The sequence below is a fragment of the Brevundimonas sp. genome (assembly GCF_035935935.1).
Classification (GTDB): domain Bacteria; phylum Pseudomonadota; class Alphaproteobacteria; order Caulobacterales; family Caulobacteraceae; genus Brevundimonas.
The window spans coordinates 158,281-172,481 of sequence record NZ_DASYWO010000009.1 but is presented as its reverse complement, the minus strand read 5'-3'; the positions used below and the strand labels follow the sequence as shown (position 1 = coordinate 172,481).

Sequence of the window (14,201 nt, the reverse complement as noted above, 5' to 3'; positions counted from 1 at the left end):
GCTCCTCAGCCCGGTTTGCGGAAGCGGTAGACGAACTGGTCCGTGCGATAGCGGATGCGTTCGTCGAAGACGTTGATGGTCCGGTCGTCCTCCGGGTTGCGAATGGCGTCGCTCTCGCCGTCGAAGACGAAGCCCGCGGCCTCGACCTCACGCTTCAGGAACGCGCCTTCGATCCGGTGCAGGGACTGAACCTCGCTCGCGCCGGTGCCGTCGCGGCCGGCGTGGTCGATGACGACGTAGTACCCGCCCGGTTTCAGGGCGTCGTATACGGCCTTGTTCATCCGGCCCACGTCCACGCCGAACGCCGGGATGTGAAAGTCATGGTACTCCTGCACCATGAAGACCGCGTCCAGCGGTTCCGGAAACGTCATGGCGTCCAGCGCGCCTTCAAGCGCCACGACGTTTGGATAGGTGGCGGCCAGTCCCTGGGCCAGCGGCGTCTCGCGCGTCGCCGTGCGCGTCGGCACGAAGGCGTAGACCCGGCCGTTCTCGCCCACGACGTTGGCGAACAGGCGGGTGAAATACCCTTCCTCGGGCCGAATGTCGGCCACGCGGTCTCCGGGCTTCAGCCCGACGAAGGCCATCATGGCTTCCGGCTTGCGCGCGGCGTCGCGGGCGACTTCTTCCGCCGGGCGCCGCCCATCGGCGAGAGCTGTGGCGTAGCGTCCGTCGGCGTCGGCGCCCCAGTCGACGGTCCCCTCCCCGTCCGACATCGTCATCATGCAGCCCGTCAGGGCCAGGGCGGCGGACACGACCAGCAAGCGACGCATGAGACTCTCCCGAACAGCCGCGCCATCTGCGCGCGGAACGAGGTTCGGCACAAGCCTCAGTCCAGATGCGTCCATTCCTGATCGGCCGGCAGGGGCGCGAAAAGCGTCTCGATGTCCGCGTCCGACACGCCGGCCAGGCTGTCTGGCCTCCACTTCGGCTGACCGTCCTTGTCGACGATGACCGACCTGACGCCCTCCTGAAAGTCGTGGGTGCGGACCACGCGGCCGCCGAGCCGGTACTCCATCGCCATGTTGGCTGCGAAATCGGGCATGTCCCGGCCCAGCCGCAGCTGGCGCAACGTCACCTTCAGCGACTGGGGCGACTTGGTTCTCAGCGTCGAGAGCTGGGCGAGAGCCCACTCCGTCCCCTCGGCCTCCAGCGCGGCGAATATCGCCTCGACCCGATCGTGAGCGAACAGGCGGTCGATGGCCTCCACGTGCGGCTCGATCGGCGGTTCGCCCGGATCGTCCTCCAGCCCGTCCGCGACGTCGGCGGGATGCGCCGGATCCGTCTTCAGGATCGCGTGAAACGCCTCCAGGGCGTCGGACGGCAGGTAGTGGGAGTGGATGCCGAGGAAGACGGTGTCCGCCGCCTTCAACCGCGCGCCCGTCAGGGCCAGCCATGTTCCCGTTTCGCCGGGTAGACGCGACAGGAACCAGCCGCCGCCGACGTCAGGAAACAGGCCGATTCCCGTTTCCGGCATGGCGTAGGTCGTCCGCTCGGTCGCGATCCGCACCTCCGCCGGTTCGCTGATTCCCACCCCGCCGCCCATCACGATGCCGTCCACGATGGCCGTGATCGGCTTGGGATATTCGAACATCAGGTGGTTCAGGCGATACTCGGTCAGGAAGAACGCCCTGGCCTCCGCCGCGTCTCCCGCGCCGCTCTCCGCGATCATGCGGATGTCTCCGCCGGCGCAGAAGCCGCGCTCGCCGGCGTGGTCGATCAGCACCGACTTCACCGCCGGATCGTCGCGCCACGACAGCAGGGCCGTCGTCATCGCCTCGCACATCGCCTTGTTGAGCGCGTGCAGCGCCTTCGGGCGGTTCAGGGTGATCCGTCCGACCCCGGACTGCACACGGGTCAGGACTTCAGGCGCGTCGTTCATGGGCGCCGGAATAGGCGGCGTCGCCGGAACGGTAAAGGCTCAGCCGCCGGGTGTGACGCTCAGCTCGTAGGGAATGTAGAGCATCAACTCCAACGGCCCGGCCTGACGCCATGTCACCTGACGCGACAGCCCCGTGACCTCGACCCCGTAGCTGGGACCGAAGGCCCCGGCCGTGGTTCCGGCGTCGGCCGCGATGGCGGCGAGGATCGCCGGACGGTACTGATCCGGACTGATGACGGTCGGCTCCCAGTCGTCCATCAGGCGCAGCTCGGTCCGGCCGACCCGCTGGGTCTTTTCGATGAAGGCGCGAATCCGGGCCGACGAGGCCTCCAGGGTGTCGCCCTCGGCGATCGGCGTCTTGATGACGAGGGTCACGGCGCTGGTGTCCGGACGGCCGTCGTCCGAATGGAAGCGCAGGGTCGGGATCATCCGCGCGTCGAAGGCGACCACGTGGCCGCCGGAGTCCAGGCCCAGCTCAATGGACGCGTCCAGACCGGCCTCACGGGCCATCGCGGCCAGGGTCTGCGTGATCTCGCTGCGACGCTGGGCCGCCTCGCGCGTGTCGCAGGCCACCCGGACCGACACCACCAGATTGTCGGCCCGACGCGACACCTGCACGTTGGGCAGGTCGACGTCGACGGCCGAATAGCCGCGGCTGGAATTGGCGCTGAACCGGTACTCCTGGGCCTGCGCCGTTCCGGCGATCAGGCAGGCGACGGCGACGAGCGGGATCATGAGACGCATGGCGGTGGCTCCGTGTTGCTGAAGCCATCAGGTCACGGGCGAGCGTCGCCGTATGCCGACGAAAGCTGACGCCGCCTTATTGCCGCATCATCTCGCGGGCGGTGATGACCCGCATGATCTCGTTTGTCCCCTCCAGGATGCGGTGGACGCGCAGGTCACGCACGATGCGCTCCAGCGGATAGTCCTTCAGATAACCGTACCCGCCATGCATCTGCAGCGCCTCGTCCGCGATCTGGAAGCAGGCGTCGGTGGCCAGGCGCTTGGCCATGGCGCACCACTTGGTCTTCTCCGGATGCCCCGTGTCGATCGCCCAGGCTCCCCGCAGCACCATCAGGCGCGCGGCTTCCAGCTGGGTCGCCATGTCGGCCAGCTTGAACTGGATGTTCTGGAACTCGTTCAGTGACTTGCCGAACTGCTTTCGCGTGGCGACGTAGATCTGCGCCGTCTCCAGCGCCAGCCGCGCTCCACCCAGCGAGCAGGCGGCGATGTTCAGACGTCCGCCGTCGAGGCCCATCATGGCATAGCGGAACCCGTCGCCCTCCTTGCCCAGCAGGTTGGCCGCAGGGATGCGGCAATCGTCGAAACTGACGATGGCCGTGGGCTGGCTGTTCCAGCCCATCTTCTTCTCCTGCGCGCCGAACGAGAGGCCCGGCGTGCCCAGGTCGACGACGAAGGCGCTGATGCCCCTCGGACCCGCCTCCCCCGTCCGCGCCATGACCACATAGACGTCGCTGGTCCCGGCGCCGGAGATGAAGGCCTTGGACCCGTTCAGCACCCACTGCTCGCCGTCGCGGGTCGCCGTCGTGCGCATGGCCGCGGCGTCTGAGCCCGAGCCGGGTTCGGTCAGGCAGTAGCTGGCGATCTTCTCCATCGTCGTCAGCGCCGGCACATAGCGGGCGCGGAGATCGTCGGACCCGAAGCCGTCGATCATCCACGTGGCCATGTTGTGGATCGAGACGAAGGCCGCCGTCGACACGTCGCCCCGCGCCAGCTCCTCGAAGATCACCGCCGCCTCGACGCGGCCCAGCGCCATACCGCCGTGCTCCTCGCCCGTGTAGATGCCGCAGAAGCCCATCTCGGCGGCCTGGCGCATGACGTCGACGGGGAAGTGCTTGGTCTCGTCCCACTCGGCCGAATGCGGCGCCAGTTCGGCGTCGGCGAAGGCGCGCGCCGCGTCCTGGATGGCGCGCTGGTCGTCGGTGAGGGCGAAGTCCATGAAGCGTTTCCTCGAGTCTTTCGTCGGCTTCTAGGCCAAACCTTCTCGCAGGGGGAGAAGGAAGCTAAACCGCCGCCCATGACCGTGCCGTTCCAGCCCGCCGCCTTCCCCTTCGCTCGCCCGCGCCGACTGCGAGCCAGTCCCTGGGTGCGGCGGCTGGTGGCCGAGACCGTGCTCACGCCCGCGGATCTGGTCTGGCCGCTGATCGTGCACGACGGCGAGGACGACCGGATCGCGGTGCCTTCCATGCCCGGCGTCTTCCGCCTGTCGCCCCGGGCCGCGGCCGAGGCGGCGAAGGAGGCGCGCGACCTGGGCATCCCGGCCGTGGCGCTGTTCCCCAACGTCGATCCGGCGATCAAGAACGGCACGGGCACGGGCGCCACCGACCCCGACGGCCTGATCCCGGACTGCATCAAGGCCATCAAGGACGCAGCGCCGGAGATCGGCGTGATCACCGACGTGGCGCTGGACTGCTACACCGACCACGGCCACGACGGGGTGCTGGAGGACGGGCGCATCGTCAACGACGCCTCCCTGGAACGGCTCGCCGAGCAGGCCTTCATCCACGCCCACGCCGGCGCGGATGTGGTCGCCCCGTCGGACATGATGGACGGCCGGGTCCAGGCGATCCGCGAGGCCCTGGAAGCCAACGGGTTCCAGGACACGCTGATCCTGTCCTACGCCGCCAAATACGCCTCGGCCTTCTATGGCCCCTACCGCGACGCGGTCGGCTCGGCCAAGGCCCTGACCGGGGACAAGAAGACCTATCAGATGGACTTCGCCAACACCGACGAGGCCCTGCGCGAGGTCGCGATGGACCTGTCCGAAGGCGCCGACGCGGTGATGGTCAAGCCGGGGATGATCTATCTCGACGTCGTCCAGCGCGTGTCGGAGGCCTTCAGGGTGCCGACCTTCGCCTACCAGGTGTCCGGCGAGTACGCGATGATGAAGGCGTCCGCCGCCAACGGCTGGCTGGACGAGGACCGCGCCATCCTCGAAAGCCTCCACGCCTTCAAGCGCGCGGGAGCCGCGGGGGTCCTGACCTACTTCGCACCGCACGCGGCCCGGCTGCTGGGCGGCTGAGTTCGGACTTGACGGTTAACGGCCACGCTGTGAAGACGGCGGCCGCTCAGTCTGACGCAGGGGGTGCGCCATGTTCGGGTTCGGCAGGAAGAAGTCCGGGTCGTCCAGCCCGACGGTCGAGACGCCGCCGCCTCCCGTGGACGCGGCCGTTGAGGAAACCACCATGGCCCCGCCGATCGCGCGAGGCCCCGCGCCCGAAGAAGCCCTGCAGCTGCTGCGGGACGGTAACGCCGCCTTCCTCCGCGGCGAGAACAACCTGGGGCACGTCAAGGCGGGCGATCTGGACGACCTGCAGGGCGGCCAGAACCCCATCGCCACGGTCGTCGGCTGCGCCGACAGCCGCACGCCGCCGACCATCCTGTTCAACCAGGGCTTCGGCCGTCTGTTCTCCATTCGGGTGGCCGGCAACACGGTGGACCGCCGCGGACTGTCGTCGATCGTCTACGCCGTGAAGCACCTCAAATGCCCGCTGGTCGTGGTCATGGGCCACACCGGTTGCGGCGCCGTCGCCGCGGCCGAATCGATCGTCGACGGCGCGCCGCTGGATCCGTCTCTGGAGGAGATGATCGTGCCGATCATCCCGCCGGTTCTGGCTGCGCGGGCGCATGACGGCGTGCCAGTCGAGGAGAACGCCCGCTGGGTGGCCCGCAAGCTGGCCACGGCCGACGCCAGCCTGGCCGACGCCGTCGAGGCCGGCACGCTGAAGATCGTGGCCGCCGTGAAGCAGATGCATTCCGGCGAGGTGAAGTTTCTCGACGTCTGAACCTAGTCGTCGCGGAGCTCCAGCGCCGTGTAGGGCGCCTGCCCGCGCTCGATCCGGATCAGGTCGAGCACGCCGACGATCTGGTGCGAGCGCCAGCTGCTGAGGAAGTAGCCAAGCGGCCCGAGGGCGGCCATGGCTGCGATGATGATCACGTCCCGCATATGAGCGCGCGCGAAGACGAGCAGGCTGTCGCCCGCCACCTCGGCCACGACCGCGAGGACGGTGACCGGAATGGTCAGGTAGCCGATGACGACGGCCTTCAGCATCTGCTCCTGTCGCCGGGCGTTCAGGTTGGCGAGCGCCGAAAGGGCGTCAAAGGTCGCCCCATCCAGGTCGCCCAAGGCGTCGAAGGTCTTGTGGGTCGACGGGTTGGCGCGGAAGCCGCTCAGAAAATCCACCCCGAAGTACCCCCATGCGCCGGGGGTGACGAAGCTGGAGGGGATCAGCATCCAGGCCCCGAACGGCTTTATCAGCGCGCGCCAGAGCTCCCAAAGCCGCTCGCGGTCCGGTCGCCCAGCCGCGCCGCCAGACTCGACGTGTCCCATCGCGATCCCCCCATCGCCTGCACCTCGGCATAGAACTGGTCGACCAGGGCCGTCAGGGCAAGTCGGCTGCCGTTGCGCCGCGCCTCGTCGAGCACGAGACCGAGGTCCTTGCGCATCCAGTCCACGGCGAATCCGAATTCGAACTCGCCGCGGCTCATCGTGCTCCAGCGATTGTCCATCTGCCAGCTCTGGGCCGCGCCCTGCGACACGGCGGCGAGCACGGCTTCGGGATCGAGGCCCGCCCGCTCCGTGAAGTGGACCGCTTCGGCCAGTCCCTGCACGACGCCGGCGATGCAGATCTGGTTGACCATCTTGGTCAGCTGACCGGCGCCGGCCGGACCCATGTGGCGGATCGCCTTCGAATAGGCCTCCAAGGCCGGGCGCGCACGATCCAGCGCATCCGCGTCACCGCCGACCATGACGCTGAGCTTCCCGCTTTCGGCCCCGGCCTGTCCGCCCGAGACGGGAGCGTCGAGGAAGCTTCGGCCGGAGGCCTCCGAAAGGTCCGACATGTCGCGCGCCACGACGGCGGACGTGGTCGTGTGGTCGACCAGGACCGCGCCGGTGGCGGTCGCCTGCAGGCCCGCCGACACCGTCTGACGCACGTCTTCGTCGGCGCCGACGCACAGGATCAGAAGTTCGGCGCCGTCGGCCGCTTCCGCCACGCTCTGCGCCGCGCGTCCGCCATGCCGCTCGGCCCAGCGCGCGGCCTTCTCGAACGATCGGTTGAAGCCGGTCACCTCGTGACCGGCCTTCAGCAGGTGCCCTGCCATCGGCGCGCCCATGACGCCCATCCCGACGAAGCCGATCCTCATGCCGAAATCTCCGACGACGCCCGGCCGTAGCGACCGCGAAAATACGTCAGGGCCTCGCCGGCGGAGGCTTCGAACGCCTCGACGCGCCCGACCAGGACCAGGTGATCTCCGATCTCCGACCTTGCGTGCACGCAGCAGTCCAGCCGTGCCAGTACGCCGGCCAGTCGCGGCGCGACGCCGGGCCTCAACTCCGCGTCGTCCGGCGTCAGGCGACAGTCGCCGCGGGCGAAGCGGTCCGCCCGTTCCGCGTCGTCGGCCGTCAACACGTGCACGGCGAAACGCTCCCCGGCGGCGAACGCCGGCATCCGCTCGCTGGACAGCGCGATGGACCAGAGGATCAATCTCGGCTCCAGCGACACCGACGCGAACGAGTTGGCGGTGATGCCCACCGGACCGTCGGGTCCGTCCACGGTCATGACGCACACGCCGGTGGGAAAGGCGCCCAGCGCGCGACGATAGGCCAGCGAGGCATCGGCCAGATCTTCGGGCACGGGTTCCAGGGACATGCCTCGCACCTAAGGGTCTTCGCCGCCCGTCTCAACCCGCCGTGGAGTTCCGTCGTGGCCGCCATGGGAAACGCCGCCTTAACCCTGTTCCCGCGATGGTCCCGACGACTCTCGCGCCGACAGGACGTCCATGACCCCCAGCGACCGCCCGATCCTGATCAAGAAGGTCAAGAAGGTCGCGGGCCACGGCCATCACGGCGGCGCGTGGAAGGTGGCCTATGCGGACTTCGTGACCGCGATGATGGCCTTCTTCCTGCTGATGTGGCTGATCAACACCACGGACCCGGAGCAGAAGCGCGGCATCGCCGAATATTTCGCCCCGGCCAGCGTGTCGGCCACGACCTCGGGCTCCGGCGGCATCCTGGGGGGCACCTCCCTGGGCGATGACGGAGCCAAGGGCTCCGGCTCCATGTCGGTGATCACCGAACTGGCCCCCGAAGCCCCGCCGGACGCGCCGCAGGAGGCGGGTCAAAGCTCGAACCTGGCCGCCGCCAGCGAGGAAGATCTGCGCGAGGAGATCGCACGAAGAGAAGCGGCCGAGTTCGCCTCCGCGGCCGCCTCGCTGCGCCAGGCGATGCAGTCCATGCCCGAGCTGGCGGAGCTGTCGAAGCAGCTGATCATCGATCAGACGCCGGAAGGGCTGCGCATCCAGATCGTCGATCAGGAGGGCCGCTCCATGTTCGACCAGAACTCGGCGCGCCCGAATGCGCGCGCGCAGTTGCTGCTGCGCGCGGTGGCCAAGGTCATCGTCCAGTTGCCGAACCGCATCTCCATCACCGGCCACACCAGCGCGGTGGCCGGGTCCAGCCGGGCCAGCGCGCCGGGCGACTGGTCCCTGTCGGCCCAGCGCGCCGACGCGTCGCGTCTGCTGCTGCAGGCCGCCGGGGTCGATCCGGATCGGGTCTACTCCGTGTCGGGCAAGGCGGGGTCCGATCCGCTCTATCCGGACGACCCCAGCCTGGCCGGCAACCGCCGCATCTCGATCGTCCTGCTGCGGGAGGCGCCGGTTCTGCCGCGCGACACAAGCCTGTGACGCGCGGGGGTCGCCCCGCGAAACGCCTTGCCCACGCCTTCCGGGCGGGTTCAAATCCGGCGATGAGTCCGCTCCCTCGCCACGGATCCTCTCGGAAACGGCCGTGACCCAGCACGTCCCGCGTCGTCAGCTGCGGTTCTACATGACGGCGACGGCCCCCTGTCCCTATCTGCCGGACCGGACGGAACGGAAGGTCTTCGCCAACCTGCCCTTCTCCGACGGCGCCTGGGTCAACGACGAGCTGACGCAGGCCGGCTTTCGCCGCAGCCAGAACATCGCCTACCGCCCGGCCTGCGACGCCTGCGACGCCTGTGTGTCCGTGCGCATTCCGCTGGCGCGGTTCAAGCCGTCGCGAAGCCGTCTTCGGACGCTGCGCCGCAACGCCGATCTGGTGCGCCATTTCGTGGAGGCCGAGGCGACCGTCGAGCAGTTCGACCTGCTCCGCCGCTATCTCGGCGCCCGGCACCCGACCGGGGGCATGAGCGACATGGGCTGGCTCGACTACGTCTCCATGGTCGAGGACACGGCGGTTCGGACGCACCTCGTCGAATACCGCCTTCCCTCCGTCGACGGCGGCCCGGGCCGGCTCATGGGGGTGGCCCTGACCGACGTGCTCTCGGACGGCCTGTCCATGGTCTACAGCTTCTTCGACCCGGCGGAGGAGAAGCGCGGCCTGGGCGTCTTCGCCGTTCTGGATCACGTCGTTCAGGCGCGCAGTCTGGGCCTGCCCTTCGTCTATCTCGGCTACTGGGTCGAGGGGTCGCGGACCATGGACTACAAGGCCCGCTTCCGTCCGCTGGAGGCGCTCACGCGCTCCGGGTGGGAGCCCCTGCCCGACCTAGCGGAACTTCCGTAGACCGCGCGGCCCCTGACGTCCGGACTGGGCCCGCTTGCCCAGCCAGTCCTTCCAGTCCGGCCAGTTGCGGCGACGCCCGCCGCCGTCGACCCATTCAGGCCCGGCGTCGGCCGAAAAGACCGTTACGTCGGCCAGGCCGCCCTGCTTGAAGTTCTGCAGCCTGACGCCCTTGCCGCGCCCCATCTCCGGCAGCTCCGCCAGCGGGAACACCAGCGCCTTGATGTTGTCCCCGACGGTGGCGACGTGGTCGCCGGACACCCGGATGGCCGCCAGCATCTCGCCGTTCAGCACCTGCTTGCCGCCGCGCTTCTGGGCCAGCAGCTCGTCCTCCGGCGCAATGAAGCCGTAACCGGCCTTGGACGCGACCAACAGCTTCCCACCCGGCCTGTGGGCCAGCAGGTTCACGATGTCCGCCTTCTCGTCGAGGTCGATCATGAGGCGCAGCGGCTCGCCGTGCCCGCGCCCGGACGCGAGCTTGTCCGCGCCCACGGTGAAGATCCGGCCGTCCGACGCGGCGACAAGCAGCTTGTCCGTCGTCCAGGCGGGGACGAGGAAGGCCAGGGCGTCGCCCTCCTTGAACTTCAGTTCCGACGGATCCTCGACCTTGCCCTTCGCGGCCCGGATCCAGCCCCGCTCCGACAGGATCACGGTGATGGCCTCGCGCGGGATGAAGGCGTCGATGGGAGTCGGGGCCGAAAGGTCGACCGCCTCGGCGATGGTCGTCCGACGAGGCGACACGAGCGCCTTGCGCACGTCCTCAAGCCCGACGGCCAGCAACTTCGTCTGCCTGGCGGGGGATGCGAACATTTCGTTCAGGCCGGCCAATTCTTCCGACAAGGCCTTGAACTCGTTCTCGATCGCCACTTCCTCGATCCGCGCCAGCTGACGCAGGCGTGTGTCCAGCACGTAGTCCGCCTGCGTCTCGGTCAGGCCGAACCGGGCGATCAGGACGGCCTTCGGCGTCTCCTCCTCGCGCACGATCCGGATCACCTCATCGAGGTTCAGGAAGACGATACGAAGGCCTTGCAGCAGGTGCAGGCGGGCTTCGATCCTGTCGGCCCGCCAACGCGAGCGGCGAAGCAGCACCTCCCGCCTGTGATCCAGGAAGGCGACGAGGCACGGCTTCAGGCCCATGACGCGCGGGGTGCCGTCCGCGTCCAGAACGGTCATGTTGATCGGGAAGCGGATCTCCAGATCGGACAGCCGGAACAGGCTCTCCATCATCACGTCGGGCGTGACGGTGCGGCTCTTGGGCTCCAGAACGATGCGCACGTCCTCGGCCGACTCGTCGCGCACGTCGGCCAGCAGGGGCGACTTCTTCTGCTCGATCAGCTCGGCAAGCTGTTCGATCAGGCGGCCCTTCTGAACCTGGTACGGCACCTCCGTGACGACGATCCGCCACATGCCCCGGCCGAGGTCCTCGGTCTCCCAGCGCGCGCGCAGGCGGACGCCGCCACGTCCGGTCTCATAGGCGTCCAGCAGGCTGGCGTGCCCTTCGACCGCGACCCCGCCCGTCGGGAAGTCGGGGCCGGGCACGAGGGCCACCAGCTCCTCCGTCGTCGTTTCCGGACGCTTCAGCAGTTCCAGACAGGCGTCGATCAGTTCGGCGGCGTTGTGCGGCGGAATGGACGTCGCCATGCCAACGGCGATGCCCGACGAGCCGTTGGCCAGCAGGTTGGGGAATCCCGCCGGCAGGACGACGGGCTCCTGATCCTGGTCGTCGTAGGTGGGGCGGAAGTCGACGGCGTCCTGATCGATGCCCTGCAGCATCAGGGTCGCGGCCGCGGTCAGCTTGCACTCGGTGTAGCGCATGGCCGCGGCGTTATCGCCGTCGACGTTGCCGAAATTGCCCTGCCCGTCGACCAGGGGATATCGCTGCGAGAAGTCCTGCGCCAGCCGCACGAGGGCGTCATAGATCGAGGCGTCGCCGTGGGGGTGATAGCCGCCCATCACCTCGCCGACCACCTTGGCGCACTTCCGCGCCGCCGCCTGCGGGTTCAGCCGCATCTGGTGCATGGCGTACAGGATGCGGCGATGGACCGGCTTGAACCCGTCTCGCACGTCCGGCAGGGCCCGGTTCGTGATGGTCGACAGGGCGTAGGCCAGGTAGCGCCGGCTCAGCGCCTCGCCCATGGGCTCTTCGACGATGCGGCCGCCTTCGGGCGGCGGGGCGTGGATGGTCATTCCGGTCTTACGAATCGAAAGCGGGGCGCTTCAGTCTAAGCGACCCGCCCGCGATTGCCTGCGTTCAGCTGTGGATCAGTTGGCCGGGCGCTGGGCCGTGGGACGATCCGGCGAGGCGAACGGGCTGTCGGCGTACCACATCGGCCGCTCGCCGTTGGCGATGGTCCGCGCGATGGAGGTGTTGACGACGGCGAAGCGGCCGGCCGCATTCCAGTCGAACGGCAGCGTCACCTCATCGGAGACCTTGTGATAGTGGTTCTCGAGGAAGTCGGCGCTGGCCGCCTCGCCCGGACCGGCCGGACCCGGGTCCAGATAGACCGACGGCACGCCGGCCTTGACGAACTCGTAGTGGTCGGAGCGGACGAAGAAGGCCTCTTCCGGCGTGGGATCCGGCGTCAGGCCGACGCCGACGGCCTCGGTCGCTTGCTTCACCACCACGCCCAGCGTCGAGTGCTCCGCGCCGAACGCCACCAGATCCTCGAAGGCATAGGTCAGGATCGGCATGTCCAGGTTCACGGCGGCGACGATGTTCTCGATCGGCACGGTCGGATTGGCGGCGAAGTAGCTGGAGCCCAGCAGGCCCTTCTCCTCCCCGGTGACTGCCAGGAAGATCACGGAGCGCTTCGGACGGTTCGTCGAGAGGTCGCGGGCGACCTCGATCATGGTGGCGATCCCGGACGCGTTGTCCATGGCGCCGTTGAAGATCTTGTCCTCTCCCTCCTGCTCGGGATCGACGCCCTCGTGGTCGAGGTGACCGAGGACGACGACGTACTCGTTCTTCAGCTCGGGGTCCGAGCCTTCAAGCACGCCGACGACGTTGGGGCTCTCGATCATTTCGGCGGTCGTGGAGATCGTGCCGCTCATGCGGCCCGGCAGGGCGAAGCCCTGAACGCGCTCCGTGGCGCCCTTCGTCTGGACTTCCTGCGCCGACGCCGGCGCGCCGGCGAACAGGGCGTCGCTCATCGGCGTGCTCAGGTATCCTTCGAACTGCAGGCCCTTCGCGTCGGACTGCGGGCGTCCCTGGGCGTCGGTCCACTTCATCTGCGGCTCGCCGAGGAAGGTCATCAGATAGGACCACGGCGCCGGGCGCGCCTGCGCGGGCAACAGAGTCAGGACGCCGATGGCGCCGCGCTCGGCCGCCGTCGTCGCCTTGGACGACTGGATGTGCGCGCTGAGCTCGCTCGGCAGACCCTGCGGCATGTCGTACAGGACCACGACGATCTTTCCGCGCACGTCCAGCCCGGCGTAGTCGTCGATGCCTTCCGTCGGCGCGACGACGCCATGGCCGACGAAGACCATCTCGGCGTCGAACGACTGCTCGCCGATGACCGTGCTGTACAGGGCGGCGTGTTCCGCCTGGTTGAAGACCTTGTCGCCGACCCGCATCGTGCCGCCGGTCGTGGTGATGTTCGCGAAGGTGATCGGCTGGCGCCAGCTGGTGCCCTCGGCGTTGCCCAGCGGCTTCAGGCCGAACTCGGCGTAGTGACGCTCGACGTATTCGGCGGCGAGGATGTGCCCCGCCGAACCGGTGTCGCGACCTTCCAGCTCGTCCGAGGCCAGATAGGTGATGTGCCCCTTCATCCGATCGCCCAGCTGGGCTTCCACGGACTGGGCGAGAGCGGCGGACGAGGCGCCCGCGAGCAGGAGCGCCGACAGGCCGGCGACGAAGACGCGCTTGAACATGGTGAGAATTCCCCGAACTTTTCGGCGCGCAGCTAACATCGGCGACGCGCGCAAGTCACGCGCGCACGAATTACATTCCGGTCATCAAGCCAGCCGCGCGGCCCGCAGCCGCTCCACCATCCGGTCGCGGGCCTCGGGCAGCGGGCGATTCAGCGGATCGAACACGCAGCGCTGAAGGAAATGCGCGGTCAGGGCGAGGCCGTCGCGCACGTCGCCGTCCGCGACGCCGGCCTGGGCCCCCAGCAGGAACGCCGGCAGGCGCAGCAGCCTTTCGGCATAGGGCGTCCCCGCCTCCGTAGATACGGCGCGCCCGGTGCGGGGGCTGACCCAGGCGAGATCGTCGACCGTTCCGGTCACCGCGCAGCTGGTCAGGTCCAGGCCGAACCCCAGCTCCTCCAGAAGGCCGCTTTCGAACCGCACGTAGACGGCGGGCCAGAGGTCGCGCAGCGCCAGCGCCGACGTCAGCGCCTCGAAGGCCAGGAAGGCGCCTGGGTGGGCCTCGCGCTCCGGCAGTGCGGCTTGCGCCACGGCCGCCGCGGACGACAGGCCGAGAAGGGCCAGCGGATCGTCGAACAGGGCGCTGGGCCCCTCCCCCATCGGCTCAAGCCGGGCCGAGCCGAGCTGGTCCGTCGTCCGCGCCCTCAGCTCGACAGCGACGCGGGCCCCGGGCTGGAGGAACGACTTCATGCGTCGGGACGCGCCGCCGGCCACATAGGCCGTACGCCGACCGTGGTCCCGGGTCAGGAGATCGACCACGGCGCCGGTGTCGCCGTGCGCCCGGGCGGCCAGCACCACGGCTTCGTCGCTGATCTCCATGCCCCCGCCTTAGCGGTCCGACTGGCCGACGCAACCCCTCTTGCCATCCCGCCGGCGGTCACGCTTAGCTCCGCGGTG

Annotated in this window: 14 protein-coding genes; 4 read left to right on the top strand and 10 right to left on the bottom strand. The window is 69.0% G+C overall.

Annotated features, from left to right (window positions below; translation table 11 throughout):
• Positions 1 to 5: 5 nt before the first annotated feature.
• The 4 genes from VGR32_RS10015 to VGR32_RS10000 form a co-directional block, all read right to left on the bottom strand.
• Complete coding sequence (locus VGR32_RS10015; RefSeq protein WP_327450212.1) at positions 6 to 770, bottom strand: hypothetical protein; 765 nt, start codon at positions 768 to 770, stop codon at positions 6 to 8.
• Positions 771 to 826: 56 nt separating this feature from the next.
• Positions 827 to 1,879 (bottom strand): enoyl-CoA hydratase/isomerase family protein, encoded by a 1,053-nt coding sequence (locus VGR32_RS10010; protein ID WP_327450210.1) that lies wholly within the window; start codon positions 1,877 to 1,879, stop codon positions 827 to 829.
• A gap of 39 nt (positions 1,880 to 1,918) precedes the next feature.
• Positions 1,919 to 2,623: a hypothetical protein gene (locus VGR32_RS10005; protein ID WP_327450208.1), complete on the bottom strand. Its 705-nt coding sequence runs from the start codon at positions 2,621 to 2,623 to the stop codon at positions 1,919 to 1,921.
• Between the two features lie 76 nt (positions 2,624 to 2,699).
• Positions 2,700 to 3,839 carry an acyl-CoA dehydrogenase family protein gene (locus tag VGR32_RS10000; protein WP_327450206.1) on the bottom strand — a complete coding sequence of 380 codons (1,140 nt, stop codon included), beginning with the start codon at positions 3,837 to 3,839 and terminating at the stop codon, positions 2,700 to 2,702.
• A 78-nt stretch (positions 3,840 to 3,917) separates the two neighbouring features.
• Between VGR32_RS10000 and hemB the strand changes: the two genes are divergently transcribed.
• Together hemB and VGR32_RS09990 are read left to right on the top strand one after the other, a co-directional pair.
• Positions 3,918 to 4,922 carry a porphobilinogen synthase gene (gene hemB, locus VGR32_RS09995; protein ID WP_327450204.1) on the top strand — a complete coding sequence of 335 codons (1,005 nt, stop codon included), beginning with the start codon at positions 3,918 to 3,920 and terminating at the stop codon, positions 4,920 to 4,922.
• 70 nt (positions 4,923 to 4,992) lie between these two features.
• Entirely contained in the window at positions 4,993 to 5,685 is a 693-nt protein-coding gene (locus VGR32_RS09990) for a carbonic anhydrase (RefSeq protein WP_327450202.1), read from the top strand.
• 2 nt (positions 5,686 to 5,687) lie between these two features.
• Here the strand turns inward: VGR32_RS09990 and VGR32_RS09985 are convergent, their stop codons facing one another.
• From VGR32_RS09985 to VGR32_RS09975, 3 genes are read right to left on the bottom strand one after another with little or no spacing between them, the layout of a single operon-like run.
• Positions 5,688 to 6,134 (bottom strand): hypothetical protein, encoded by a 447-nt coding sequence (locus VGR32_RS09985; protein WP_327450200.1) that lies wholly within the window; start codon positions 6,132 to 6,134, stop codon positions 5,688 to 5,690.
• Between the two features lie 20 nt (positions 6,135 to 6,154).
• Entirely contained in the window at positions 6,155 to 7,045 is an 891-nt protein-coding gene (locus VGR32_RS09980; protein WP_327450197.1) for an NAD(P)-dependent oxidoreductase, read from the bottom strand.
• Complete coding sequence (locus VGR32_RS09975) at positions 7,042 to 7,551, bottom strand: flavin reductase family protein (protein ID WP_327450195.1); 510 nt, start codon at positions 7,549 to 7,551, stop codon at positions 7,042 to 7,044. Before VGR32_RS09975 ends, VGR32_RS09980 begins: the two co-directional genes overlap by 4 nt.
• Positions 7,552 to 7,681: 130 nt before the next feature.
• On the opposite strand from VGR32_RS09975, the gene VGR32_RS09970 reads away from it, so the two are divergent.
• Positions 7,682 to 8,584: a flagellar motor protein MotB gene (locus VGR32_RS09970; RefSeq protein ID WP_327450193.1), complete on the top strand. Its 903-nt coding sequence runs from the start codon at positions 7,682 to 7,684 to the stop codon at positions 8,582 to 8,584.
• Positions 8,585 to 8,687: 103 nt separating this feature from the next.
• Positions 8,688 to 9,440 (top strand): arginyltransferase, encoded by a 753-nt coding sequence (locus VGR32_RS09965; protein ID WP_327450191.1) that lies wholly within the window; start codon positions 8,688 to 8,690, stop codon positions 9,438 to 9,440.
• Here VGR32_RS09965 and parC read toward each other — a convergent pair.
• The 3 genes from parC to recO form a co-directional block, all read right to left on the bottom strand.
• Positions 9,423 to 11,624: a DNA topoisomerase IV subunit A gene (gene parC / locus VGR32_RS09960; protein WP_327450189.1), complete on the bottom strand. Its 2,202-nt coding sequence runs from the start codon at positions 11,622 to 11,624 to the stop codon at positions 9,423 to 9,425. The genes VGR32_RS09965 and parC overlap by 18 nt on opposite strands.
• 75 nt (positions 11,625 to 11,699) lie before the next feature.
• Entirely contained in the window at positions 11,700 to 13,307 is a 1,608-nt protein-coding gene (locus tag VGR32_RS09955) for a M28 family metallopeptidase (protein WP_327450187.1), read from the bottom strand.
• A gap of 84 nt (positions 13,308 to 13,391) precedes the next feature.
• Entirely contained in the window at positions 13,392 to 14,123 is a 732-nt protein-coding gene (gene recO / locus VGR32_RS09950) for a DNA repair protein RecO (protein ID WP_327450185.1), read from the bottom strand.
• Between the last annotated feature and the right edge of the window lie 78 nt (positions 14,124 to 14,201).